This window comes from Blattabacterium cuenoti (genome assembly GCF_014251575.1).
Taxonomy (GTDB): domain Bacteria; phylum Bacteroidota; class Bacteroidia; order Flavobacteriales; family Blattabacteriaceae; genus Blattabacterium; species Blattabacterium cuenoti_N.
The window spans coordinates 299,790-320,976 of sequence record NZ_CP059191.1 but is presented as its reverse complement, the minus strand read 5'-3'; the positions used below and the strand labels follow the sequence as shown (position 1 = coordinate 320,976).

At 28.3% G+C, this 21,187-nt stretch carries 21 protein-coding genes; 16 read left to right on the top strand and 5 right to left on the bottom strand.

The window, feature by feature from the left end; all coding sequences use genetic code 11:
• Positions 1-2 precede the first annotated feature (2 nt).
• Positions 3-725: a N5-glutamine methyltransferase family protein gene (locus tag H0H67_RS01545; RefSeq protein WP_238784557.1), complete on the bottom strand. Its 723-nt coding sequence runs from the start codon at positions 723-725 to the stop codon at positions 3-5.
• A gap of 238 nt (positions 726-963) precedes the next feature.
• Here H0H67_RS01545 and mnmE point away from each other — a divergent pair, with 238 nt between their 5' ends.
• The 5 genes from mnmE (at position 964) to rplI (ending at position 5,055) form a co-directional block, all read left to right on the top strand.
• A complete protein-coding gene (gene mnmE, locus H0H67_RS01540) occupies positions 964-2,355 on the top strand; it encodes a tRNA uridine-5-carboxymethylaminomethyl(34) synthesis GTPase MnmE (protein WP_185859045.1) in 1,392 nt (463 codons plus the stop codon).
• A gap of 15 nt (positions 2,356-2,370) precedes the next feature.
• The gene (gene gltX, locus H0H67_RS01535; RefSeq protein ID WP_185859044.1) at positions 2,371-3,879 is read left to right on the top strand and encodes a glutamate--tRNA ligase; all 1,509 of its coding nucleotides are present in this window, start codon (positions 2,371-2,373) and stop codon (positions 3,877-3,879) included.
• A 61-nt stretch (positions 3,880-3,940) separates the two neighbouring features.
• Positions 3,941-4,291, top strand: a complete 351-nt coding sequence (rpsF, locus tag H0H67_RS01530) for a 30S ribosomal protein S6 (RefSeq protein WP_185859580.1) — start codon at positions 3,941-3,943, stop codon at positions 4,289-4,291.
• Positions 4,288-4,596, top strand: coding sequence for a 30S ribosomal protein S18 (gene rpsR, locus H0H67_RS01525; RefSeq protein WP_185859579.1), 309 nt, complete (start codon positions 4,288-4,290; stop codon positions 4,594-4,596). The genes rpsF and rpsR overlap by 4 nt, the downstream gene beginning before the upstream one ends.
• 6 nt (positions 4,597-4,602) lie before the next feature.
• Complete coding sequence (gene rplI, locus H0H67_RS01520; RefSeq protein ID WP_185859578.1) at positions 4,603-5,055, top strand: 50S ribosomal protein L9; 453 nt, start codon at positions 4,603-4,605, stop codon at positions 5,053-5,055.
• A 5-nt stretch (positions 5,056-5,060) separates the two neighbouring features.
• Here rplI and H0H67_RS01515 read toward each other — a convergent pair whose 3' ends face one another.
• Positions 5,061-6,392, bottom strand: a complete 1,332-nt coding sequence (locus H0H67_RS01515) for an Nramp family divalent metal transporter (RefSeq protein WP_185859577.1) — start codon at positions 6,390-6,392, stop codon at positions 5,061-5,063.
• 208 nt (positions 6,393-6,600) lie between these two features.
• Here H0H67_RS01515 and H0H67_RS01510 point away from each other — a divergent pair, with 208 nt between their 5' ends.
• The 10 genes from H0H67_RS01510 to mtaB all read left to right on the top strand — a co-directional run bounded on the left by H0H67_RS01510 (position 6,601) and on the right by mtaB (position 17,265).
• Positions 6,601-7,437 carry a prephenate dehydratase gene (locus H0H67_RS01510; protein ID WP_185859576.1) on the top strand — a complete coding sequence of 279 codons (837 nt, stop codon included), beginning with the start codon at positions 6,601-6,603 and terminating at the stop codon, positions 7,435-7,437.
• A complete protein-coding gene (locus tag H0H67_RS01505; protein WP_185859575.1) occupies positions 7,437-8,591 on the top strand; it encodes a pyridoxal phosphate-dependent aminotransferase in 1,155 nt (384 codons plus the stop codon). Before H0H67_RS01510 ends, H0H67_RS01505 begins: the two co-directional genes overlap by 1 nt.
• Positions 8,588-9,436: a prephenate dehydrogenase gene (locus tag H0H67_RS01500; protein ID WP_185859574.1), complete on the top strand. Its 849-nt coding sequence runs from the start codon at positions 8,588-8,590 to the stop codon at positions 9,434-9,436. Before H0H67_RS01505 ends, H0H67_RS01500 begins: the two co-directional genes overlap by 4 nt.
• 15 nt (positions 9,437-9,451) lie before the next feature.
• Complete coding sequence (locus tag H0H67_RS01495; RefSeq protein ID WP_185859573.1) at positions 9,452-10,525, top strand: bifunctional 3-deoxy-7-phosphoheptulonate synthase/chorismate mutase type II; 1,074 nt, start codon at positions 9,452-9,454, stop codon at positions 10,523-10,525.
• Positions 10,526-10,553: 28 nt separating this feature from the next.
• A complete protein-coding gene (metK, locus tag H0H67_RS01490; protein ID WP_185859572.1) occupies positions 10,554-11,816 on the top strand; it encodes a methionine adenosyltransferase in 1,263 nt (420 codons plus the stop codon).
• A 25-nt stretch (positions 11,817-11,841) separates the two neighbouring features.
• Positions 11,842-12,642 (top strand): enoyl-ACP reductase FabI, encoded by an 801-nt coding sequence (locus tag H0H67_RS01485; RefSeq protein WP_185859571.1) that lies wholly within the window; start codon positions 11,842-11,844, stop codon positions 12,640-12,642.
• 50 nt (positions 12,643-12,692) lie between these two features.
• Complete coding sequence (gene rpe / locus H0H67_RS01480; protein ID WP_185859570.1) at positions 12,693-13,358, top strand: ribulose-phosphate 3-epimerase; 666 nt, start codon at positions 12,693-12,695, stop codon at positions 13,356-13,358.
• Positions 13,355-15,184, top strand: coding sequence for a DNA primase (gene dnaG / locus H0H67_RS01475; protein WP_185859569.1), 1,830 nt, complete (start codon positions 13,355-13,357; stop codon positions 15,182-15,184). Before rpe ends, dnaG begins: the two co-directional genes overlap by 4 nt.
• 53 nt (positions 15,185-15,237) lie before the next feature.
• On the top strand, positions 15,238-15,870 hold the full coding sequence (locus H0H67_RS01470; RefSeq protein ID WP_185859568.1) for a peroxiredoxin: 633 nt from the start codon (positions 15,238-15,240) through the stop codon (positions 15,868-15,870).
• A 63-nt stretch (positions 15,871-15,933) separates the two neighbouring features.
• The gene (gene mtaB, locus H0H67_RS01465; protein ID WP_394366848.1) at positions 15,934-17,265 is read left to right on the top strand and encodes a tRNA (N(6)-L-threonylcarbamoyladenosine(37)-C(2))-methylthiotransferase MtaB; all 1,332 of its coding nucleotides are present in this window, start codon (positions 15,934-15,936) and stop codon (positions 17,263-17,265) included.
• A gap of 9 nt (positions 17,266-17,274) precedes the next feature.
• On the opposite strand, the gene lipB is transcribed toward mtaB, so the two are convergent.
• Positions 17,275-17,994, bottom strand: coding sequence for a lipoyl(octanoyl) transferase LipB (gene lipB, locus H0H67_RS01460; RefSeq protein ID WP_185859567.1), 720 nt, complete (start codon positions 17,992-17,994; stop codon positions 17,275-17,277).
• A 79-nt stretch (positions 17,995-18,073) separates the two neighbouring features.
• On the opposite strand from lipB, the gene lysS reads away from it, so the two are divergent.
• Complete coding sequence (gene lysS / locus H0H67_RS01455) at positions 18,074-19,585, top strand: lysine--tRNA ligase (protein WP_185859566.1); 1,512 nt, start codon at positions 18,074-18,076, stop codon at positions 19,583-19,585.
• Between the two features lies 1 nt (position 19,586).
• Here lysS and H0H67_RS01450 read toward each other — a convergent pair whose 3' ends face one another.
• Complete coding sequence (locus tag H0H67_RS01450) at positions 19,587-20,552, bottom strand: amidohydrolase family protein (RefSeq protein WP_185859565.1); 966 nt, start codon at positions 20,550-20,552, stop codon at positions 19,587-19,589.
• Positions 20,553-20,566: 14 nt separating this feature from the next.
• Complete coding sequence (rsmG, locus tag H0H67_RS01445) at positions 20,567-21,187, bottom strand: 16S rRNA (guanine(527)-N(7))-methyltransferase RsmG (protein WP_185859564.1); 621 nt, start codon at positions 21,185-21,187, stop codon at positions 20,567-20,569.

Genomic DNA, 21,187 nt, shown 5'->3' with positions numbered 1-21,187 from the left:
TTTTATTTATCTATGTAATATACGGCACGAATCATTCTGAAAAAACCTTGAAAATCTTTCCTTATTTTTATATTTAAAAATCCGATTTTTTTCAAAAAATCAATAATCTCTAAATAAATAAATTGGTTGATTTCAAAATAAACATAAACAACTCCAGTCAATTTTTTTTTGATCCAAAAAGAAATTTTTTTATAAAAAATTAAAGGGTCTTCATCAGGAACAAATAAAGCTTGAAAAGGCTCGTATTGAATAATATTTTGATGTAATAATTTTTTTTCAGATAGCCTAATATAAGGAGGATTACTTACAATGATGCTGACAGAATTTTCGTTTCTTTTTGGGATAAAAGAAATAGAATCTTTTAAAAAATCCACTTTTTTAAATGAAATTTCTACATTATGTAATTCTGCATTTTTACGAGCTATATCAAGAGTTTCTTGATCAAAATCTATTGCATGAATGTGTCCAATTTCAGGTTTTTTCTTTTTTAAGGTAATACTAATGCATCCACTTCCTGTTCCAATATCAAATATTTTAACGTTGCTCGTATTCTTGTTATCCTGTAAGATCCAGGAGACAAGTTCTTCTGTTTCTGGTCTTGGAATGAATACTTTTTCATTAACTATAAATTCCATCCCAAAAAAGTAGGCCTTTCCAATTACATATTGAATAGGTCTATTTTTTTTTAATTCCCATAATTTTTTGATTAATTTTTTATAAATCAAAAAATTGATTTTTTTTTTTCTATTAATTGTAATAGAACAGTTGTTTTATCACATTTAAAAATGTGGGTCATCAGTAAAAAAAAGAGACTTTCTATCTCTTTAGGTTCTGTATATAAATTTTGAAGAGTTATTTGAAATAAACTGTAAAATTTGTCAAAAGATTTCATGAAATTGAAGTTAATTGAAATCATGTGAATTAAAAAATACTTATTTTTATATCCATCTAATCTGTGTCATTATGTTAGAAGATGAAGAGACCATTGTTGCTCTAGCAACTCCTATTGGTTCCAGTGCAATCTCTGTTATTCGTCTTTCTGGAAAAACTTCCATATCTACTGTTGAAAATATTTTTATTCCTATTAAACCTGGAAAAAAACTGGAAAATCAATCTACACATACTATTCATTTAGGGTTTATCATGGAAGAAAATAATAATTTATTGGATCAAGTATTGATTTCTATCTTTAAATCTCCTTTTTCTTATACAGGAGAAAATATGATAGAGATCTCTTGTCATGGATCTTATTATATTCAACAACGTATTTTACAATTGCTAATTAGAAAAGGAATACGTTTAGCCCGTCCTGGAGAATTTACATTTCGTGCTTTTCTAAATAAAAAAGTGGATTTATCACAAGCAGAAGCTATAGCTGACCTTATTCTATCTGAAAATAAAGCTTACCATGAAATCTCTTTACAACAGATCAAAGGAAAATTATCTAATACCATTAAAAATTTAAGAAAAAAATTGTTGGATTTTGCATCTTTACTAGAACTTGAGTTAGATTTTTCTGAAGATAATGTGATTTTTGTTAATAGATCAGAACTTTTTTTATTTTTACAAGAATTAGAAGAGACTTTAAAAGATTTAATTGAATCTTTTTCGTTGGGGAATGCTATCAAAAAAGGAGTAGATGTGGTCATTATTGGAGAACCCAATGTCGGAAAATCTACTTTTTTCAATCAGGTGATTCAGGAAGACCGTTCTATTATATCCAATATAGAAGGAACGACTCGAGATTGTGTAGAAGGAGAAATTGTTTTAAATGGGATTCTTTTTCATTTTTTTGATACAGCAGGAATTAGAAAACCCCTAGATCCCATAGAAACGATGGGAGTTGAAAAAACCATGAATAAAATAGAAGAGTCTCAAGTGATATTATATATTTTTGATTCTTCAAAAATCAAAAAACATAAAATAATTATTAATGATATTCAAAAAATCAAAAAAAAGTATCCATTAAAAGATATTTTTGTAATAGCGAATAAGTCAGATATATCCTATTTCCATGATTTTGATCATATCAAGTCGAAGGTTTCTTATTTTTTTGAAATTTCTGCCAAAAATCGTCACGAAGTCAAAAAAGTCCTAGATGCTTTAAATCATTTATTTATTGAAAGATTAAAAGAAAAAAAAATAGTTGTTACACAAAGCAGACATTATGAAATTTTGAAACTTTCATTAAGAGAGGTTTTATTAGCCGATGATGCTTTAAAAAAAGGACTTTCAGAAGATTTAGTTTCTATCTATATCAAAGAAGCATTGCGTTATTTAGGAGAGATAACGGGAGAAGTAACAAGTGAAGATATTTTGAGAAATATTTTCTCAAAATTTTGCATTGGAAAATAAGATTTATTAATTGTTATGTCACAAAATTTTGTAAGAGTTCGTTTTGCCCCTAGTCCTACAGGACCACTTCATTTAGGTGGAATCAGAACTGCATTATACAATTATCTTTTTGCTAAAAGACATGGCGGAACATTTATTCTTAGAATAGAGGATACTGATCGAAAAAGATTTGTCTCTAATTCTGAATCGTATATTCTTGAAACATTAAAATGGTGTCATATAGAACCTGATGAAGGAGTAGGTTATGGAGGTCCTTATTTTCCTTATCATCAATCTGAAAGATTGAATATTTATCTTTTTTATATAAAAAAATTGTTAGAAAAAGGATATGCTTATTATGCTTTTGATACAGATCTTGATAGAAAAAGGAAGGAATATAACGATCGTGGATTAACTTTTTCTTATAATTATAGAATTCGAATGAATATGGACAATTCTTTAACTATGACGAAAGAACAATTACATGCAAAATTACAATCTTGTTCTTCTTATGTGATTCGATTTAAAATTCAACCTGGAGAAAAATTGAAGATGTATGATCTCATACGTGGAAATATCATAGTAAATACAGATCATTTAGACGATAAGATATTGTTAAAATCAGATGGAGTAGCTACTTATCATTTAGCTAATACAATAGACGATCATCTAATGAAAATCACTCATGTTTTAAGAGGAGAAGAATGGCTTCCATCTATGTCCTTGCATCTATTATTGTATAGGTCTTTTGGTTGGTGCCCTCCTCATTTTGCACATTTACCTTTAATTTTAGAAAAGGATGGAAAAGGAAAAATTAGCAAAAGAAATGCAGATAGATTAGATTATCCTATATTTCCTATTCAATGGAAAGTTCCAGATACTCAAATCATTATTCCAGGATATAGGGAGTTAGGTTATTTTTCGGAAGCATTCGTGAATATGTTAGCTTTATTAGGATGGAATCCTGGAATCAAAAGGGAAATTTTTTCTTTACAAGAATTAATAAATTTTTTTTCTTTAGAAAAAATAAATAAATCTGGTGTTTATTTTGATCTAAAAAAAGCTAATTGGTTCAATAAAAAATATTTGAAAAAAAATAAAGAAGAAATATTTTCATTTCTTTGCGAAGAACTCAAAAAACGTTCGATTTTTTGTAAAAAAGATTATTTGTGGAAAATTATCCATATAACGATTGATAGAATACATTTCATTCATGAAATATGGGAACATTCTTTTTATTTTTTTATTTCTCCTAGTTCTTATGAATCTAATTTTTTCAATAAAATTTGTCATCAAAAATCTATCTATCAATTAGAAAATGCAAAAATATTGTTATCTCATACAAGTCAATTTACGTCTGTCAATTTGAAAAAATTGTTTCAAGAGGATCAAAAAAATAGACAGAAAATCATGCAATTATTCCGCTTGGCTTTAGTCGGTGTTCTAAAAGGAATTGATATTTTCATGATTTTTGAAATGCTAGGAAAAGAAGAAAGCATACAACGCTTAGAAAAATTGATAAATAAAATCAAAGAAAAAATTTAGAATGTTTTTTTGAAAAAAGAACATAAAAATATAGATTTACATTTTAGTAAAAAAGAATTCAATGCTTAAACATTATGAAAATATCATGATAATCACTCCTATATTATCTGATGATCAAGCAAAAGGAACAGCAAAAGAATATGAAAATTATCTAATCCAAAAAAAAGGAAAAATCGTTTATCAGGAACATTGGGGATTAAAAAAACTAGCTTATCCTATTCACAAAAAACAAAGTGGTTGTTATCATTTATTTGAATTTTTGTTGATCCCCAATTTAATCTCTGATTTAGAATTAAAATTAAGACAAGATGAACGTATTTTACGTTTTTTAACTGTTAAATTAAATAAATATGGAATAGAATATGGAGAAAGAAGAAGAAAAAAATTATTAAAAAAAGATGAAGAATTATGATATTAGAGGAATCCCATCAACATACAACAAAACAACAAGTATCAGATAGTGATTTAAGATACTTATCTCCTATCAAAATAGAAACCAAAGTAGAAAAAAAATATTGTTATTTTGAACAAAGAAATATTAAATATATAGATTATAAGGATCCTACATTTTTAATTAAATTTCTGAATGCACAAGGTAAAATTTTGCCACGTCGTATTACAGGAACTTTACAAAAAAATCAAAACAAATTAAATGCGGCTATCAAGAGATGTAGGCAAATTGGCCTTTTGCCTTTTGTTACAGATGATTTAAGATAAAAAAAAATGAAAATTCTTTTAAAAAAAGATGTGGAAAACTTGGGGTTTCAATATGATGAGTTAGATGTTAAACCTGGTTATGCTAGAAATTATTTAATTCCTAAGGGATATGCTGTTTTAGCATTACCTGGAATTATAAAAAATACTCGTGAAATATTGAAGCAACGTTCTAAAAAAGAAAATTTTCTAATTGAAAAATCAAAAGAAATAGAAAATAAGTTAAGAAAATTAACTATTAAAATACCAGCTAAAGTGGGAAAAGGAGGAAAGCTTTTTGGTTCTATTAATAATCAAGAAATCATGAAAATTTTGAATAAAGAAGGAATTTCAATAGATAAAAAATTTATTAGAATTCCTGGAAATAAAATCATTAAAACAATAGGAAAACATCAGGCAAATATACGATTGCATCAACAACGCGAGTTTACGTTAAATTTTGAAGTATTAGCTTCTTCCTAAAAGAACTAAAGGAAAATATCATATAATAAAAATAAATTTAGAAATATCACTATGACAGTAATCAACCAAGCTGATATTTTTAAAATAGGTCCATTTACAAATGATCCCATTTTTTTAGAATCTCCTGTGAAATAAACTAATGGAACAATAGCGAAACTTAATTGTACTGATAAAATTATTTGACTAATTATTAATAATTCAGCTGTTCCTTTTTCTCCATAAACAATAGAAGCGATCATAGCTGGAACAATAGCTATCAGTCTTGTGATTAATCTTCTTATCCAAGGTTTTAATCTGATATTCAGAAATCCTTCCATGACTATTTGTCCAGCTAAAGTTCCAGTTAGTGTAGAATTCTGTCCTGATGCTAGCAAAGCTAATGCAAAAAAAACTCCAGCAAGGCTAGAACCAAGTATAGGAGTTAAAAGTTTGTGTGCATGCATAATATCTGCTACTTCTGTATGTCCAGCTTTGTGAAAAGTGGCTGCGGATATAATTAATATAGCCGCATTGATAAAAAAAGCTAGAGATAAAGATAAGGTACTATCTATGGTCGCATATTTTATAGCCATTTTTTTCCCTTCAATAGTACGTGGATAATCTCTAGTTTGTATGATACTTGAGTGAAGGTAAAGATTGTGAGGCATGACGGTAGCTCCTAATATTCCGATAGATATATAAAAAGATTGCGAATTTTTGATTATTTCTGGGTTAGGAATAAAGCCTTTCAATATGGAAAAAATTTCCGGTTTTGATCTAATAATTTCAAAACTAAAACAAACTAAAATTGTAAATATTAAAGCGGCAACCACACTTTCAATATATCTAAACCCTTTATATTGAAAAAACAAAATGATTAAAATATCGATAGCTGTAATTAATACACCCCATGTAATGGGAATGCAAAAAAGTAGTTTTAAGGCTAACACAGAACCAATAATTTCAGCTAAATCACAAGCAGAAATGGCTATTTCACATAAAATCCATAATATAAAACTAATAAAGGGTGGATAATGATCCCTACAAGCTTGTGCTAAATCTCTCTCACTAACAATTCCTAATTTTAAAGCCAAATGTTGCAAAATAATGGCAAAGAAATTGGATATAAAAATAACGGATAAAAGCATATAACCAAATTTTGACCCTCCAGCAATATCTGTAGCCCAATTTCCTGGATCCATATATCCTACAGCAATCAATAGTCCTGGACCAGTAAAAGAAAAAAGTTTTCTCCATATTCCTTTTTGTTGAGGAACAGGAACGGAAGAAAAAACTTCAGAAAGGGAAGGGTGCTTGTTTTCATTTCTCCATCCTGTAGAATATTTTTTTTTTGGCATAAAAATAAAATAGTAGAACACGAAAATATAAAGTTAACCGTTTTAATCTTTTTGTTGTCAATTCATATTTGAATCGAATTAATGTAAATTCTGAAAAATCAAAGAATAAATTGCATTAAATCAAATAATTTATTATATTTGTCTCATTCCGCTTGATTGATAATGAAACTTTCTGGGTTTCCAAGTAATTCAATCTTTCTTTAGTTTCATGAAAAAAATAGCTATACAAGGGGTTAAAGGGTGTTTTCATCATGCTGCAGTTTCCAGATATTTTGAAGGATGTAATTACAAGTTGATGGAATGTTCTTCTTTCAGGGAACTAGCTATTTCCGTTGCTAAATCCAATGTAGATATTGGAGTTATGGCTATAGAAAATACCATAGCGGGTACTATATTGGCTAATTACAGTCTTTTGTCTGAATATAATTTGAAAATAGTAGGAGAAGTGTATATGCCCATCCAACATCATTTAATGGCTTATCCAGGGCAAAATATAGAAGATATTAAAGAGATTTATTCTCATCCTATGGCTATTTTGCAATGTGAATTATTTATCGATGCACATCCTTATATAAAAATATCCGAATACTCAGATACAGCTGCTGCCGCTAAATATATTTCTATATGCAAAAAAAAAGGGTTAGCAGCCATAGCGTCTGAAAATGCGGCTAAAGAATATGGTTTAGAAATTCTTTCCAAGAATATACAAACTATTACAAGTAATTTTACTAGATTTTTTATCATTAAAAATAGTTGCAAACAAGAAAATGATTCCTTTAATAAAGCTTCACTAATATTCAAAATATTGCATACTACTGGAAGTTTATCTCAGATATTGAGTATGATATCTAGTCTTGGAATCAATATGACTAAAATACAATCTATTCCTATAATACAAAGACCTTGGGAATATTCCTTTTATGTGGATATTATATTCAATAATATAAAAGATTATGAAAAAATGAAAAAAAGAATCCTAAAAATTCCCTGTCTTCATAAATTGTCTATTATGGGAGAATATAAAAATGGTAGAATTAGATCCTAATGATTGTAGCAGCAAAAAAAATGCATCAAATATCGGAATACTTTTTTTCCGAAAAAATGAAGCAAATTAATCATTTTGAAGAAAAGGGCATCAAAGTCATTAATTTGGGAATTGGAAATCCAGATCTACTTCCTCCAAAAGGAGTTATACATAAAATGAAAAAAGCGTCGGAACTCAAGCATTCGAATGCTTATCAAAGCTATATTGGAATAGAAAAATTGCGTAATGCCATTTCTAATTGGTATGATAAAGCATATCAAGTTCATGTAGATCCTAAAAATGAGATTTTGCCATTAATGGGTTCTAAGGAAGGAATTATGCATATAAGTATGTCTTATTTAGACAAAGGGGATCAGGTACTAATTCCAAATCCTGGATATCCTACTTATTCATCTATATCAAGGCTTTTGGAAGCAGAAATTATTTATTATAATCTTTATGAGAATGGAAATTGGTATCCTGATATTCACTTTTTAGAAAAAAAGAATCTCACTAAGGTAAAGATTATGTGGATCAATTATCCTCACATGCCTACGGGGGCAACAATTACTTTTGAGAAGTTAGAAGAAATTGTTCTTTTTGCGAAAAAAAACCGAATTTTACTTGTTCATGATAACCCTTATAGTTTTATATTGAATAGTGAACGTCCTTTAAGTATCTTTAATGTCAAAGAATCCAAAGATATAGCCTTAGAATTGAATTCATTAAGCAAAAGTTACAATATGCCAGGATGGCGTGTTGGAATGATAATAGGAAAAAAAGAATTTATTCAAAATATAGTAAAAGTAAAAAGTCAAATGGATTCTGGTATGTATTATCCCATACAAATTGGGGCTATCGAAGCTATGAATCATGATTCAAAATGGTTTGAAAGACTTAATAAAGAATATATTCAACGCAGAAGAATAATATGGGAAATATGTGATTATCTAAACTTAAAATATACGAAAAAAAGTTCCGGAATATTTGTTTGGGCAAGAATAAAAGGGCCAGAAAAAAATGATCGTATATGGTCCGATGAATTTCTTAAAACCCATCACATATTTATTACACCTGGTAGTGTGTTTGGAAATAATGGGAAAGGATATGTAAGGTTTTCTATGTGTTGTCCAGTAAAAATTTTGGAACAAGCAAAAAATAGAATTTTTTCATGAATATTGGAATTATAGGATTAGGGTTAATTGGTGGATCCATTGGTTTAGGATTGCGAAAATCCAATTTTGGAGATAAATTTATAGGAACAGATTCGAATGAGGAAAATGCTTCATATGCTGTCAAACTTGGAATTGTAGACGAAATAATTCCTTTGCAGGATCTCATTATGCAATCTTCAGTAATTATTTTATCTATCCCCGTGGATGGAATAGAAAAAATACTTCCAAGTATCCTTAATAGAATTAGTGCAGATACAGTAATTTTAGATACTGGATCTACTAAATATGATATTTGTAATCGAGTTTTTTCTCATCCAAAAAGAAGTCGTTTTGTAGCTACACATCCTATTGCAGGAATTGAAAATTCTGGACCTATTTCAGCTCATTATGATCTTTTTTATAAAAAAAATTGCATTATTTGTGACTCTGAACTGAGCGATCCAGATGCAATGTTTATTGCAAAAAAGATCTATTCTATTATGGAAATGAGGATGATTTATATTACTTCTAAAGAACATGATTTATATATTGCTTACATATCTCATTTACCTCATGTAGTCTCTTTTGCTTTAGCTAGTACTGTTTTAAAAAAATTTAAAAATGAAGAAAAAATTTTGAATAATATGATGGGAAGTGGATTAGATTCAACCACTCGTTTAGCGAAAAGTAAGCCTGAAACGTGGTTACCTATTTTTATTTCTAATAGAGATAATCTGATTCGATCTATAGATTTTTATATTGATTATTTAGAAATATTTCGTAATTATTTAATAAATAAAGAATTTCATAAGATAGATCTATATATGAAAAAGGCAAACAATATAAAAGATAAAAAATATGTGTAAATTAAATGTGTTGTGATGGAAAAACTGAATAATAGTATAGATAGATCCTGGATTGATAAATTAAATAAACCTTTAATTATATCTGGTCCTTGTAGTGCAGAAAGTGAACAACAAATATTAGAAACAGCCAATCGGTTAAACCCTTCCTATGTCCAAGTATTTCGGGCAGGAATATGGAAACCTAGGACAAAACCAAATAATTTTGAAGGAATTGGAAAAAAAGGACTTGAATGGCTTCATAAAGTTAAAAAAAATACTGGATTCATGATAGCTACAGAAATAGCTAATGCAGAACACGTTAAATTAGCTGTTTCTTTTGAAGTAGATGTACTTTGGATAGGTGCTAGAAGTACAGCTAGTCCTTTCACGGTTCAAGAAATAGCGGAAGCTCTGGAAGGAGAAAATAATAAAATTATTTTGGTTAAAAACCCAATTCATCCTGATATAGAATTATGGATAGGAGCTTTGGAACGTTTGTTGAATAAAGGAATTAGAAAATTGGGAGTAATACACCGTGGTTTCTATACCTACAAAAACTCTAAATATCGTAATCAACCTAATTGGAATTTTTTGTTAAATTTTAGGAATCTTATTCCTAGAATCCCCATTCTATGTGATCCCTCACATATTTGCGGAAATCAAGAAGGAATTTTTGATATAGCAAAAAAAGCTTATCATTTTCAATATGAAGGATTAATGATAGAAAGTCATTGTGATCCTGATCATGCTTGGAGTGATGCTCAACAACAAGTGACTCCTGAAAAACTTTTGGAAATGTTAAAAACATTAACAGATCACAAAAAATGTGATCAAAAAAGTAAAAGAGATTTAGATTCTTTTAGAATTTTCATTGATGAACTAGATGAAAATATTATCGCTCTTTTAGCAGAAAGAATGAACATTTCAAAGAAATTAGGAGCTTTAAAAAAATCTTCAGATGTAGCTATTTTTCAACCTGAAAGATGGAAAAATATTATGGATAAATCTATTAATTTAGGTAGAAGTTTAGGAATTTCTGAAGAATTCCTTGAAAGAGTTTTTAAACTTTTGCATCAGGAATCTATTAAAATTCAAAATCAAATCAGGTAATTAATTTAAATAGCTCAGTCCTAAAAAAATGGCTTATTTATTTACCAGCGAATCTGTTTCAGAAGGTCATCCTGATAAAATTTCAGACCAAATATCGGACTCTATATTAGATCATTTTCTAGCGTCTGATCCAGATGCAAAAGTAGCTATAGAAACTTTAGTGACCACTGGACAAATTATATTAGCTGGAGAAGTCAATTCTAAAACTTGGGTGAATGTTCAAAAAATAGCTCGTAATATCCTTAGAAAAATAGGATATACCAAAAATGAATATAGATTCAATGCAGATTCTTGTGGAATTATTTCTTCTATTCAAGAACAGTCTTTGGATCTATTAGAGGGAATTAAAAGATCAAAAAAAGAAAATCAAGTATCTGGAGATCAATGTATAGTATTTGGTTATGCTGTGAAAGAGACTGAAAATTATATGCCTTTAACATTAGAGATCTCTCATCATCTATTAAGAGAACTTTCATCGATTCGAAATGAAGGAGAAAAAATGACTTACTTACGTCCAGATGCAAAATCGCAAGTCACTTTGGAATATTCGAACAAAAATGTACCGGTGCATATTCACTCTATAGTGATTTCAACTCAGCATGATGAATTTGATACGAAAGAAAGAATGCATCAACGTATTGTTCAGGATGTTATAAACATTTTGATTCCAAGAGTGAAGAATAACATACGATCAAAAAATGTAAAAAAATTATTTACAGATAGAACAAAATATTACATTAATTCTACAGGAAAATTTGTCACTGGAGGACCTCATGGAGATACTGGACTGACTGGAAGAAAGATTATCGTGGATACTTATGGAGGAAGAGGATCTCATGGAGGAGGAGCTTTTTCTGGAAAGGATCCATCTAAAATGGACAGATCTGGTGCTTATGCCGCTAGACATATAGCTAAAAACCTTGTTGCAGCAGGAATTTCAGATGAATTACTGATACAAATATCCTATGCAGTAGGAATTTCAGAACCGATTGGTATTTTTGTCAATACCTATGGTCAATCAAAGATAGATGATGAAAAAATTGCGTCGAATATAAATCAAATTTTTGATTTACGTCCTTATGCTATAGAAAAAAGATTAAAATTGCGTCAACCAATGTATGAAGAAACATCTGTGTATGGACATATGGGAAAAACTCCAAGAAAAGTATATAAGTTTTTTTTGGATATAGAAGGAAATCCAAAAAAACAAGAAGTAGAACTTTTTACATGGGAAAAGTTGGATTATTTACCTGTTATAAAGGACATTTTTAATATTAAATTCAAAAAATAGGTATTTTTAGTTAAATATTTTAACTATGTATTACAATCTATTGAAAGGAAAAAAAGGAATTATATTTGGTGCCTTGGATGAAAATTCTATTGCTTGGAAGGTTGCGGAACGTGCTTATGAAGAAAAAGCGGCTTTTGTACTAACTAATACACCAGCTTCTTTAAGAATTGGAAAAATTCATGAATTATCTCATAAAACAAAATCTATGGTAATTCCAGCAGACGCCACTTCCATATCAGATCTTAATATTTTGTTTGAAAAAACATTAGATCATTTTGGAGGAAAAATAGATTTTTTATTGCATTCTATAGCTATGTCTATAAATATACGAAAAGGATTGACTTATCCATCTTTGAATTATGAGTTTTTAAGAAAAGGATGGGAAATATCTGCTGTCTCTTATCATAAGATTATGCAAACGGCTTGGAATAAAAAAGCGATGAATAGGTGGGGTTCTATTGTAGCTCTAACATATATTGCTTCTCAACGAAGTTTTCCACATTATGGAGATATGTCTGACTATAAGTCTTATTTAGAAAGTATTACACGTAATTTTGGTTATCATTGGGGGATCAAAGAAAAGGTAAGGGTTAATACTGTATCACAATCTCCTAGTCTCACAAGAGCAGCAAAAGCCATCAAAGGTTTTAATAAATTTTTTATTTTTTCAGAAAAAATATCTCCATTAGGAAACGCTTCAGCACAAGATTGTGCTAACTATATAATTACACTTTTTTCAGATTTAACAAGAAAAGTAACGATGCAAAATTTGTATCATGACGGTGGTTTTTCTAATACTGGAATTAGTGAAACTATGATTTCATAAATATCTCTAGAAAACGCTTACGCTTCTAAATCCTATCTAAATATATAAATATGAAAAAAATTATAGCTCCATCCTTACTTTCAGCTAATTTAGCTTTTTTACATCGTGATATAGAAATGCTGAATGAAAGTGAAGCAGATTGGTTCCATATTGATATTATGGATACCTCTTTTGTTTCTAATATTTCTTTTGGATCTTTGTTTACTAAATATGTAAAAAAATACGCTAATAAACCTATAGATGTTCATTTAATGATATTACAACCATATCTATATATTGAACAATTTAAAAATTGTGGAGCAGATCATTTACACGTTCATTATGAAGCTTGTATTCACTTAAACAAAACTATTTATTCTATTAAGGAATATGGAATGAAGGTAGGTGTAGCTGTGAATCCGCATACTCCGATTTTTCTTTTACAAGATCTTATTAAAGATATAGACTTTGTTTTATTAATGAGTGTTAATCCTGGTTCTAGTGGACAGAAATTTATTAGACAAACATATCAAAAATTAGAAGATACTAAAGATTTAATTTTAAAAAAAGATTCTTCTGCTCTCATAGAAGTTGATGGAGGGATTAATTTAGAAAATGCTTCCTTGTTATTCAAAAATGGAGCAGATATATTAGTAGCAGGAACTACTATTTTTTCTAATTCTAATCCAAAAAAAATTATTCATAGAATGAAATTTTGTAATAATGATTTGTCATGATTTCTAAAAAAACTATAAAAAAAATACTTTCTGTTTCTTGTATCGAAGATGTGATTGGAGATTTTGTAGAGTTAAAAAAAAGTGGTCTAAATTATAGAGGACTTAGTCCATTTTCTAATGAAAAAACACCTTCTTTTATAGTTTCTCCTACAAAAAAAATATGGAAAGATTTCAGCTCTGGAAAAGGTGGAAATATTATTACTTTTCTTATGGAACACGAACATTCTACTTATGTAGAATCATTATGTTATCTTGCTAAAAAATATGATATTAAAATTGATTATACAGAAAAATTTAGTAAAATAGACCATGAAGAACATGAAAAATTATACTTGATACAAGATTATGCAAAACGTTTTTTCATAAATCAATTGTTTTTTACTAAAGAGGGACAGAAAAATGGATTCAATTATTTAATTCAAAAAAGAGGTTTTAATATGAAAATTATTCATAAATTTGAATTAGGTTATGCCCCTCTTTCTTGGAGTTTGTTTACAAAACAAGCCTTAGAAAAAGGATTTAAAATACGGGATCTCAAAAAATCTGGGGTTACTGTTTTCAGTAAATATTATAATAATTTTTTTGATTGTTTTCGTCAACGTGTGATGTTTCCAATCCATAATTTATCAGGAAGGGTGATAGGTTTTGGTGGTAGGAATATTGATTATAGTTATTCTAAATATATTAATTCATCCGAAAGCGATATCTTTCAAAAAAGTAAAATTCTATATGGATTATATCAATCTAAAAAAAATATTATCAAAGAAGATCTTTGTTATTTAGTGGAAGGATATACAGATGTTCTTTCTTTACATCAATCTGGAATCAAAAATGTGGTTTCTTCTTCTGGAATTTCATTGACTGTCGATCAAATACTATTGATCAAAAAATTTACAAAAAATATTGTTCTTTTTTATGATGGAGATCGTTCTGGAATTCAAGCCTCTTTAAGAGGAATTAATATGATCCTGGAACAAGGAATGAATTTACGTATATTATTTATTTCTAACGGAGAAGATCCAGATTCTATATCTAAAAAGTATTCTATCTCTCAATTAAGAGATTTTTTAGCGAAAAAAAGTTATAATTTTGTTTCTTTTAAACAAAAAATATATGAAAAATTTCATCAAGATGATCCCATTAAAAAATCATTTTTGGTTTTAAACATTTTGAATAGTATTTCAAAAATATCCAATGTTCTTCAAAAAGAATTATACTTGCAAGAAGCATCCAAAATGCTACAAATTCGTCAAGAAATTCTAATTCATGAATTGGAAAGAATAAACAAAAAAAACAGAAAAATACTTCCTAAGGTTAAAGCAATTCATAGTAAAAAAAAGAATCAAAACACTCTTCTTATTCTTGAAGAAAAATTGATTCAATTGATTTTAAATCATGGAAATAAAATAATAAAAAAAGAAAAATGCAACACAACAGTTTTCGAAGAGATATTGCATACTTTCAAATATTGGAATTTACGTTTTTCTTTGAATAAGAATCAAGAAATATTTGATAAAATTTGTTTACAAAAGGAAAAAAAAGGTCATTTGAATGAATTTAATGATAAAGTAAATCAAAAAATTTATTTATTATCCAAATGGGATAAAAAAGGAATACAAGTTTCTTCTCACGAAGATCACATAGATCAATATATAATGGATCTTTTATTAAGATATAGATCTTTATATATTTCAAAATTAATTAAAAAAGAAATCATTCATCATCATCTAACAAAAGATGATGATAAAAAATCTTTTCTCAAAAAAATCATGTATTTAACAAATATAAAAAATGAAATTCATAAAAAGTTACATAGATATGTGTGATTTTTTTCTATAATAATTTTTTTGGTAAATTCGTGCATATAAACTTGCGAAAAATGAAGACATTAATTTCAAGAAAAGCGCCTAATTTTACGGCTAGTGCGGTATTAAATGGAAAAGATATTGTACAAAATTTCACTTTAGAACAATTTTATGGAATAAAGTATGTTTTGCTTTTTTTCTACCCTAAAGATTTTACTTTTGTATGCCCCACAGAAATTTATGCATTTCAAGAAAAAATGAAGGATTTTGAGACTAGAAATGTACAAATTATTGCTGTATCTACGGACACAGAACAATCTCATTGGGCTTGGTTGCAGATTCCAAAAGAAAAAGGGGGAATATCTGGTGTGACCTACCCTATTGTTTCTGATATTAATAAAACCATATCTCATAACTATGGAGTTTTGTCTGGAGATTGGATTTGCAATCATGATGAAGGATTTAAAGAAGCAACGGGAGAACTGATTGCTTACAGAGGATTGTTTTTAATAGATAAAGAAAGTATTATACGACATTTTTTAATTAATGATTTTCCTTTAGGAAGAAATGTTCATGAAGCTATTCGTATGATAGATGCTCTTCAATATTATGAAAAAAATGGAGAAGTGTGCCCAGCAAATTGGACAAAAGGAAAAAAAGCTATGAAGGCTAGTCATAGTGGGATTGTAGATTATTTTTCATCTTAGAGAAGTGGATCAGATAAAGATCATCTGATCCTTTCTTCTCTTTTCTTCATTATACCAAAAATAATGAAAAAAAAAGTAGCATTTTATACAATGGGGTGTAAACTCAATTACGCAGAGACCTCTACTATAGCAAGAAAATTTTCGAAATTATATTATCAACATGTTCCTTTCAAAAGTTATGCAGATATTTATGTAATCAATAGTTGTTCTGTTACAGAAAATGCAGAAGTTGAATTTAGGCACATTGTACGTTCTGCTATGAATCAAAATTCACAAGCTTTTATTATAGCAATAGGATGTTATGCTCAACTGAATCCTAAAAAAGTTTCTTCTATTGTTGGAGTTGATCTAGTTTTAGGTTCTGACGAAAAATTCAAAATCATAGATTATCTTGATAGAGAATTATTGAAAAAAGATCACCCAAAAATTATTTCAAATACAAAGACAAAAAATGTTTATTTTCCATCGTTTTCTATTGGAGATAGAACTCGTTCTTTTTTAAAAATCCAGGATGGATGTGATTATAAGTGTAGCTATTGCATTATTCCTATATCAAGAGGAGCCTCTCGTTCTGAGAGTATGGAAAATATATTGAAAAATATTAGGTTTATTTTTCAAAACGGAGTGAAAGAAATAGTTTTAACAGGTATCAATATTGGAGATTATGGAAAGAAAATATATGGAGAAAATCGTCGTTTGTATACATTTTTTGATTTAATACAAGCTATAGAAGATCAAATCAAAGAAAAAGGAAGAATACGTTTATCTTCTATAGAACCTAATTTATTGAAAAATGAATGTATTGAATTTTTGTCTAAAAGCAAACATTTTGTTCCTCATTTTCATATTCCTTTACAATCTGGAAGCAACGATATATTGAAAAAAATGCAGAGACGTTATAGACGAGAACTTTATCAAGAAAAAGTAAAAAAAATACGATTTTTCATCCCAGATGCTTATATAGGTTCAGATGTTATTGTTGGGTTTCCTGGAGAAACACATAAACATTTTTTGGAAACTTATCATTTTTTGAAAAAATTAGAAATTTCATCTCTGCACATATTTACTTATTCTCCTCGACCAAATACAAAATCTATCACTATACAGGGACATGTATCTCAAAAAATACAATGGAAACGGAATCAAATCTTGAGAAATCTTTCAAACAAAAAATATCGTTTTTTTTGCGAAAGGCAAATCCATACGAAGAAAACCGTTTTATTTGAAAATAATTCTACAAATCAAGAATATTTATATGGGTATACAGAAAATTATATTAGAACTAAGATTCCATTTAATTCATACAATTTATTATATAGAAACACATTACAAGATGTAATCATCACAAAAATAGACAAAGATGGAATTATGATAGCCGAACCCATACATAAATAAATTATGAATTTATTGATCCAATTTTTTTGACATAGGTGTGAATTCCACATCGAAAATCTCTTGAAAAGATTTTTTTACCATACGTTTTACCTTTTGAAAAGAGATATCATTCTTTTTTAATTCTTTTTTCAAAGAAGTTACTTCTTGATCGTAAATTCCACAAGGAATAATATAATCGAAATACCGTAAATCGGTATTGACATTTAAAGCAAATCCGTGCATGGTTACCCAACGACTCATTCTAATTCCTATTGCACATATTTTTCTTGATTTTCCGTTTTTTACATGAAACCATACTCCTGTTTTTCCTTTTTTTCGTTCTCCCTTGATTCCATAATTTTTCCATAAAAAATGGATAATGACTTCTTCTAAAAGACGAAGGTATTTATGAATATCCGTAAAAAAATAATCCATATTTAGAATGGGATATCCTATCAATTGTCCAGGTCCATGGTAAGTGATATCACCTCCTCTGTCTGTTTGATAAAAAGTTGCATCTATTTTTTCTAAAAAATCTGATGAAACCAACAAATGATTATCTTTTTTTCCATTTTTTCCTATAGTATATACATGGGGGTGCTCTACAAATAGAAAATATCCTGCTTTTTGATAAGAAATGTTCTTTACTTTTTTTTGAATAATATCATCAAATAATTTTTTCTGATATTTCCAAGTTTCTTCATATTCTTTTTTTCCTAAGTCTTCGAAAAAAAGTATTTTTTTTTTCATAGTTTTTTAAAATTTATATAATATTATAAACAAATGTACCTTCGTTTTGTTCATTTTTGTTCCATACACAAATCAATCTATGTCCTATTTATCAGAACAACAAATCATACGCAGAAAAAAATTAGATCAACTAAAATTACTAGGAATAAACCCTTATCCATCAGATGAATACAATGTAACAGATCCCATTTGTAATATACTGAAAAATTTTACAGAAACAGAAAAAGAAACTATTAGCATAGCCGGACGTTTAATGCGTTTGCGTATTTTAGGAAAAGCTTCTTTTGGAGAAATCAAAGATTACACGGGGTGTATACAAATATACTTTTCTCAAGATCATTTATACTCGGATAAAATGGGGAAAGAGGATACTTACAATATTTTTTTAAAAAAACTTATAGATATAGGAGATATTATTGGAGTGACAGGTTTTTTATTTAAAACGAAAATGAATGAAATCACTATCTATGCTCACAAATTAACTTTGTTATCCAAATCTATACGACCATTACCACAAGTCAAAGTAGATAAAAAAAATAAAAAAACATATGACGCTTTTTCCAATACTGAACAACGTTATCGTATGCGTTATGTAGATCTTATAGTAAATGATCATGTCAAAGAAATTTTCTTTAAACGTACTCGTATCATCCAGAAAATAAGAAATTTTTTGGATGATAAAGGTTATCTAGAAGTAGATACACCTATTCTACAATCTATTCCTGGAGGAGCTATAGCTCGTCCTTTTGAAACTTATCACAACACACTAGGAATTCCATTGTATTTACGTATAGCTAATGAACTTTATTTGAAAAGACTTATAATTGGTGGATTTCACGGGGTCTATGAATTTTCTAGAAATTTCAGAAATGAGGGGATGGATCGGATTCATAATCCAGAATTTACTGTACTAGAGCTTTATATAGCATATAAAGACTATTATTGGATGATGAATTTTACAGAAAAACTGATGGAGTGTATCTGGAATAAATTTCAAGAAAAAGAAAATAATCATATTAATTTTCAAATTCCTTTTCCCCGTATTTCTATATTGGATTCTATTAAAAAATATACAGGATTTGATCTAGAAAAAATGGAAAAGGAGGAGTTAAGAAAAGTATGTCAAAAATTGCATATAGAAGAAAATGTAAAAATGAGTAAAGCTAAACTGATTGAGAACATTTTTGAAGAAAAATGCGAAAAGAATTACATTAATCCTACTTTCATTATTGATTATCCAGTAGAAATGAGTCCTTTAACAAAAAGACATCGTCATAAAAAAAATTTATCAGAACGTTTTGAACTTATTATCAATGGTCAAGAAATTGCCAATGCTTATTCAGAACTTAATGATCCTATAGATCAACTTAATCGTTTACGAGAACAAATGAAGTTATCCGAAAAAAACACAAAAGATGAATCAATGTCAGTGGATCAAGATTTTATACGTGCTTTAGAATTTGGAATGCCTCCTACTGCAGGGATTGGAATTGGAATAGATCGTTTAATTATGTTACTTACTCAAAAAAACTCTATTCAAGAAGTTTTACTTTTTCCACAAATGCGTCCAGAAAAAGGAGGAAAAAAATAAGTTAACAATCCTCTAATCCTAATACTTTTAATCCGTTTATTGTAGCAATTTCGACTAAATGATCTATATCATAATAATGACAAGCTTCTAACATGACACGTAATTCTATCCATAGATTTCCATCAGAAAAAGGTTTGTAGATATCACAAATATTATCTGTTCCAAAAGCCACTATTATCCCTTCAGGAACCATTTCGTCCACTGGAGTGATAGAATTATGGCTAGGAGTCAAACGTTCACTTCTGGTATGATCAATCCAAGCAATGGGACAAGAGATTACCATTAAATCTGCTTTTTTCATTAATTGATATGTTTCATAACGATAAGCTCTGGTATGTGCTGCTAAAGAAATACTATGTATAGCTACTACTTTTCCTTGCATTCCATGTTCAATCGTTTTTTTGGCTAATTTTTCGGTTTCTTTTTCTTTGCTAGTATTAAATTGATCAACATGTACATGGACTATTTTACCCTTTTTTTTAGCTGTTTTTAATAAAATATCTAGATGTTCATCTTCTTTTCCATAATCTTTGGCGGGTAACCCACCAATAATATCCACAAATTCTACTGATTTATCGAACCAATATTTTGACTTTTTGTCCAATACACCTTTCAGAACTTGATTAGCGAAACAAATATGGATGGAATTTTCATAATTATTTTTCAATTTTTGAGCTGCATTCAAGGCTCGATCTTCAATAATTTCATCTACATCAATAAAGGTGCACAAAGCTTGTGTTCCTTGCATTAAAAAATATTCCAAAGCTTTTTCCATACGGATATAAATATCCTCTTCTGTAGCTAAACGTTTCATTTCATCAACCAGATACCATTTTTTTTTTAGGGAAAAATAAGAATATTTGAAATTTTTTTTTGTTAGAGTATAAGCTCTATCTAAGTGAGCATGAGCATTAACCCATCCTCCTTTTTCTTTTACTTTTTCTATAAAAATTTTCTTAGGATTCATTTTTAATCGGTTTCTTAAATATTGGAAATCCAAATTACTTTTTTAGTTATAAAAAATGGTTCTTGAAAATAATGATTTAAAGGATATTCTATTGCATGAGGAAATTTTTTTAATTCCTCATAAAGATTTCCTCCTTTTAGATATAAAGCTCCATTTTTGATTTTAGAATTAGATTTGCATTTAAATTTATTTTTTATCCAATTATGGATGATATCTATTTTTGTGACTGCTCGAGTAACCACAAAATCAAACTTATTTTCTAATTTTTCTGCACGAATACAAATAGGATGTGCATTTTTTAAATGAAGATCATATATGATTTTTTCTATAATTTTAATTTTTTTTCGAATAGAATCGACTAATATAAATTCTGTATGAGGAAAAATTATGGATAAAGGAATTCCAGGAAATCCTCCTCCTGTGCCTAAATCCATAACACATGATCCAGGAAAAAAAGAAAATACTTTAGCTATTCCTAAACAAAAAAGGACATGTTGTTGATAAAAATCGTAGAATGTCTTTCTAGAAATTAAATTCACATGTGAATTCCAATATGCGTATAAATTTTTCAAAGAAGACAACTTATAGATTTGCTGATTCAATAGATCTGGAAAATATTTTTTAATTAATTCCAT

What these genes read in the sequence shown, in the direction of transcription:
- rplI (WP_185859578.1), top strand. Translation starts at nt 4,603, where the DNA reads ATGAAAATTCTTTTAAAAAAAGATGTGGAAAACTTGGGGTTTCAATAT.
- gltX (WP_185859044.1), top strand. Translation starts at nt 2,371, where the DNA reads ATGTCACAAAATTTTGTAAGAGTTCGTTTTGCCCCTAGTCCTACAGGA.
- H0H67_RS01470 (WP_185859568.1), top strand. Translation starts at nt 15,238, where the DNA reads ATGAAGACATTAATTTCAAGAAAAGCGCCTAATTTTACGGCTAGTGCG.
- metK (WP_185859572.1), top strand. Translation starts at nt 10,554, where the DNA reads ATGGCTTATTTATTTACCAGCGAATCTGTTTCAGAAGGTCATCCTGAT.
- rpsR (WP_185859579.1), top strand. Translation starts at nt 4,288, where the DNA reads ATGATATTAGAGGAATCCCATCAACATACAACAAAACAACAAGTATCA.
- rpsF (WP_185859580.1), top strand. Translation starts at nt 3,941, where the DNA reads ATGCTTAAACATTATGAAAATATCATGATAATCACTCCTATATTATCT.
- dnaG (WP_185859569.1), top strand. Translation starts at nt 13,355, where the DNA reads ATGATTTCTAAAAAAACTATAAAAAAAATACTTTCTGTTTCTTGTATC.
- H0H67_RS01505 (WP_185859575.1), top strand. Translation starts at nt 7,437, where the DNA reads ATGATTGTAGCAGCAAAAAAAATGCATCAAATATCGGAATACTTTTTT.
- mtaB (WP_394366848.1), top strand. Translation starts at nt 15,934, where the DNA reads ATGAAAAAAAAAGTAGCATTTTATACAATGGGGTGTAAACTCAATTAC.
- rpe (WP_185859570.1), top strand. Translation starts at nt 12,693, where the DNA reads ATGAAAAAAATTATAGCTCCATCCTTACTTTCAGCTAATTTAGCTTTT.
- H0H67_RS01485 (WP_185859571.1), top strand. Translation starts at nt 11,842, where the DNA reads ATGTATTACAATCTATTGAAAGGAAAAAAAGGAATTATATTTGGTGCC.
- H0H67_RS01510 (WP_185859576.1), top strand. Translation starts at nt 6,601, where the DNA reads ATGAAAAAAATAGCTATACAAGGGGTTAAAGGGTGTTTTCATCATGCT.
- mnmE (WP_185859045.1), top strand. Translation starts at nt 964, where the DNA reads ATGTTAGAAGATGAAGAGACCATTGTTGCTCTAGCAACTCCTATTGGT.
- lysS (WP_185859566.1), top strand. Translation starts at nt 18,074, where the DNA reads ATGTCCTATTTATCAGAACAACAAATCATACGCAGAAAAAAATTAGAT.
- H0H67_RS01450 (WP_185859565.1), bottom strand. Translation starts at nt 20,552, where the DNA reads ATGAATCCTAAGAAAATTTTTATAGAAAAAGTAAAAGAAAAAGGAGGA.
- rsmG (WP_185859564.1), bottom strand. Translation starts at nt 21,187, where the DNA reads ATGGAATTAATTAAAAAATATTTTCCAGATCTATTGAATCAGCAAATC.
- H0H67_RS01500 (WP_185859574.1), top strand. Translation starts at nt 8,588, where the DNA reads ATGAATATTGGAATTATAGGATTAGGGTTAATTGGTGGATCCATTGGT.
- H0H67_RS01495 (WP_185859573.1), top strand. Translation starts at nt 9,452, where the DNA reads ATGGAAAAACTGAATAATAGTATAGATAGATCCTGGATTGATAAATTA.
- H0H67_RS01515 (WP_185859577.1), bottom strand. Translation starts at nt 6,392, where the DNA reads ATGCCAAAAAAAAAATATTCTACAGGATGGAGAAATGAAAACAAGCAC.
- lipB (WP_185859567.1), bottom strand. Translation starts at nt 17,994, where the DNA reads ATGAAAAAAAAAATACTTTTTTTCGAAGACTTAGGAAAAAAAGAATAT.